At 62.7% G+C, this 4,029-nt stretch carries 2 protein-coding genes; both read left to right on the top strand.

From position 1 onward, the window contains the following. Positions 1-660: FecR domain-containing protein (locus F8N12_RS27050; protein WP_150583103.1), on the top strand; the 660-nt coding region annotated here is incomplete at its 5' end. Between the two features lie 67 nt (positions 661-727). Continuing rightward, positions 728-3,145 carry a TonB-dependent siderophore receptor gene (locus tag F8N12_RS27045; protein ID WP_412072166.1) on the top strand — a complete coding sequence of 806 codons (2,418 nt, stop codon included), beginning with the start codon at positions 728-730 and terminating at the stop codon, positions 3,143-3,145. The last annotated feature ends 884 nt before the right edge of the window (positions 3,146-4,029 follow it).

Genomic DNA, 4,029 nt, shown 5'->3' with positions numbered 1-4,029 from the left:
TGGTTGATCAGCCGGCAGCTGCCGCTGGAGGTCTGGCGTGCCGATCTGCACACCGCCACCGGCGAGCGCAACGCGGTCCGGCTCGCCGATGGCAGTGCCTTGCAGCTCAATACCGCCAGTGCCGTCGATGTCGATGTGCGCAACCGGCACGTGACGCTGATTGCAGGCGAAATCTCGCTGAAGGTGCCGGGCGTCATGCCGCTGACGATCCAGACTCCGTTTGGGCAAGTGCGCGTCAGCCAGAGTGAAGTCTGTGTTCGCCAGAACCCGCAGGGCTGCCGGGTTTCAGTGTTCAACGGTGCGGTGCAAGTGCTGCCCTTGCAAGGGCCGACTTTGACCTTGCACAGCGGGCAACAGGTCAACCTGCAAACCACCGGCGTCGGCGCGATCACGCCCTTCGATGCGCTGGCACCGGGCTGGCGCGAAGGGGTGCTGATGGCCAACAATCAGCCGCTGGGCGATTTCCTCCGCGAACTCAGCCGTTATCGACCGGGCGTGCTGCGCTGGGAGCCGGAGCTGGACACCCTGCGCGTCACCGGCAGTTTTCGCCTCGACGACACCGACCGCGTCCTCGCGCTGCTCGCGGCCAGCCTGCCGCTGGAGGTGCATTCCCGCACCCGTTATTGGGTGACGTTGCTGCCACGTAAAAATAGTGTGTGACGCCTGTCCCCTTTTTTCGACTCGCTTGTCATTCAAGGCATGTGATCGAATCAAGAGAGCAATTCCCATGTCCGCACCTTGCCATCCGCGCCCGGCTTCTTTGCGCTTTCGTCCCTTGATGCACCTGAGCCTGTTGTTGAGCCTGAGTGCGAGTCCGTTGTTCATCTCCAGCAGTTCGGCCGAGGACAGCGTCAAACGCGCTTATCAAGTACCGGCCGGTAGCCTCAGCGATGCATTGACGCGTTTTGCCGGTCTGGCGGGCGTCAATCTGTCCGTCGACCCGGCACTGGTCAGCGGACGTAACAGCGCCGGTCTGTCTGGCGAGTTCGCGGTGGACGAGGGCTTTGCTCGACTGCTGCACAATTCCGGCCTGCAATTGCAAGCGGTCGGCGATCAGGCGTACATCCTGACCCCGGCGCCGGAGGGGAGCAGCCTGCAACTGGCGCCGACCTCGATTCTTGGTGCCAGCGGTTCGGCCGACGCTGACGTCTATGCCGGTGGCCAGGTCGCTCGTCGCGGCTCGCAAGGTCTGCTCGGCTCGAAGGACTTCATGGAAACGCCGTTCAGCATGACCAGCTACACCAGTGAGGCGGTCAAGAATCAACAGGCGCGCACACTTGGTGATGTGATCGCCAGCGATCCATCGGTGCGTGCCACCAACCCGGCGGGCGGGCGTTATGAGCAGTTCACCATTCGCGGGTTCAGTCTGTTTAACAGTGATGTCGCTTACAACGGACTCTACGGTGTTCTGCCGACGTACTCGATCGACATGGAAATGGCCGACCGCGTCGACATCATCAAAGGCCCTAGCCAGCTCATAAACGGCATTTCCCCGCGCGGCAGTGTCGGGGGCGGGATCAACGTGGTGCCCAAACGCGCGACCGACGCACCGATCACTTCATTCACTGGCAGCTATGCCTCCGACAGTCAGGTCGGCGGTGCCGTGGACGTCGCTCGGCGCTTTGGTGAGGGCAACCAGTTCGGCCTGCGTTTCAATGGCGTCAAGCAGTCCGGCGACACTGAATGGGATCACCAGAACGTTGACCGCGAAATGGCCGTGCTGGGCCTGGATTTTCGCGGTGAACGTCTGCGTCTTTCGACCGACATCGGCCGCACCGAGCGGGACACCGACGCGCCGCAGGAACGCGTGCAGGTCAACGCCAACGCGAAGGTGCCAGATGCCAGCGACGTGCGCCATAACTACGCGCAGCCGTGGAGCCAGGCGAGCACCAACGATACCTTTGGCACGGTGAATGGCGAGTTCGATGTCAGCGATTCGGTCATGGTGTATGGCGGTGTCGGTGCGCGCAAAAGTAATCATGACTTCCTCCGGCATGCGGTGGCGGTCACTAACGACGCTGGTGATTTCAGCGTGCTGCCGCGGGATTTCACCCGTGACGAAAATGTCCGGACGGCCACCGCCGGGGTGCGTAACTGGTTTCACACCGGGCCGGTCAGCCATGAGGTGAACCTGGCGGCGAGTTATTTCTACATGGACTTCGAAAATGGTGGCGCCCGTTATGCCGCTGCGCCGAGCAATTTATACGACCCGGTGCAAACGCCCACGCCTGGCCGGGCGACGCGCCAGGACGCGAAGGTCTACACCGAGAACCGCTTCAGCGGCGTGGCGTTGTCCGACACCCTGGGCTTTTTCGATGACCGCCTGCTGCTGACCCTCGGCGCACGCTGGCAGCGAGTCAAAGTCGACGACTGGAGTGACAACGTCAAAGGCGATACCGCGTACGACGAGGAAAAGGTCTCGCCGTCCGGCGGCATTCTGTTCAAGGCCACCGACAAATTGTCGCTTTATGCCAACTACATGGAAGGCTTGAGCCAGGGCAAGATCGCGCCGTCGACTTCGGTCAACGAGGATGAAATCTTCCCGCCGTTCATCAGCCGCCAGGTCGAGGTCGGCGCCAAGTACGATGCCGGTGCCTTCGCGCTGACGGCCGCGGTGTTCCGGATCAAGCAGCCGGCGTATGAGACCAACGCCACCACGCGGGTCTTCGGGCCGAACGGCAAGCGGGAGAATACGGGGGTGGAGCTGAGCGTGTTCGGTGAGCCGCTGCCGGGGTTCCGTTTGCTGGGTGGCGTCATGTACATCGATAGTGAGCTGGCGGAAACCACCAACGGCTCTTTTGATGGCAACCGCGCCCCGGCCACGCCGGAATACAACGTCAACCTCGGTGCCGAGTGGGACGTGCCGAACGTGCAAGGCCTGACCCTGACCAGCCGCGGCATGTATTCCAGTTCGCAGTACCTGGACCAGTCGAATAACAAGGAAATTGACGCTTGGGAACGTTTTGACGTCGGCGCGCGTTATGCCTTCAAGGTCGAGCAGAAGAACATCACCTTGCGCGCAAACATCGAAAACGTCGCAGACAAACGCTACTGGAGCTCAGCCGGCGCTTCGGATGACAGCGAGCCGGGATTGACCCTGGCGACGCCGAGGACTTACCTGCTGTCGGCGACGGTCGACTTCTGAGCCGAAAACCGCCGGGCATCGGTAGCAGCTGTCGAGCTTGCGAGGCTGCGTTCGGCTGCGCAGCAGTCGTGAAACCTGTGGACGGGAGGGGCCGGGAATACCCGATTGATTGATCCAGCGACTGCTACGCAGCCGAACGCAGCCTCGCAGGCTCGGCAGCTGCTACAGGGAGCGGAGCGTCGCAGCGTCGCAGCCTCGCAAGCTCGGCAGCTGCTACAGGGAGCGGAGCGTCGCAGCCTCGCAGGCTCGACAGCTGCTACGGAGAGCGCAGCTAGAAAACGTCGCATACAAACGCTACTGGAGCTCAGCCGGCGCTTCGGATGACAGTGCGCCGGGACGACCCTGGCGACGCCGAGGACTTACCTGCTGTCGGCGACGGTCGACTTCTGAGCCGAAATACCGCCGGGCATCGGTAGCAGCTGTCGAGCTTGCGAGGCTGCGTTCGGCTGCACAGCAGTCGTGAAACCTGTGGACGGGGTGAGCCGGGAATACCCGATTGATTGATCCAGCGACTGCTACGCAGCCGAACGCAGCCTCGCAGGCTCGGCAGCTGCTACAGGGAGCGCCGCGTCGCAGCCTCGCAGGCTCGACAGCTGCTACGGAGCGCAGCTAGAAACGTCGTAGACAAACGCTACTGGAGCTCAGCCGGCGCTTCGGATGACAGTGAGCCGGGATGACCCTGGCGACGCCGAGGACTTACCTGCTGTCGGCGACGGTCGACTTCTGAGCCGAAATACCGCCGGGCATTGGTAGCAGCTGTCGAGCTTGCGAGGCTGCGTTCGGCTGCGCAGCAGTCGTGAAACCTGTGGACGGGATGGGCCGGGAATACCCGATTGATTGATCCAGCGACTGCTACGCAGCCGAACGCAGCCTCGCAGGCTCGG

Origin of the sequence: Pseudomonas fluorescens (assembly GCF_902497625.1) — a bacterium.
GTDB classification, from domain to species: domain Bacteria; phylum Pseudomonadota; class Gammaproteobacteria; order Pseudomonadales; family Pseudomonadaceae; genus Aquipseudomonas; species Aquipseudomonas fluorescens_BQ.
Note: the sequence above shows the minus strand (reverse complement) of the source record. Positions and strands in the feature narration are given on the sequence as shown.

Bases quoted from the DNA above. Each gene is read 5' to 3' on its own strand.
- F8N12_RS27045 (WP_412072166.1), top strand. From the start codon at position 728: ATGTCCGCACCTTGCCATCCGCGCCCGGCTTCTTTGCGCTTTCGTCCC.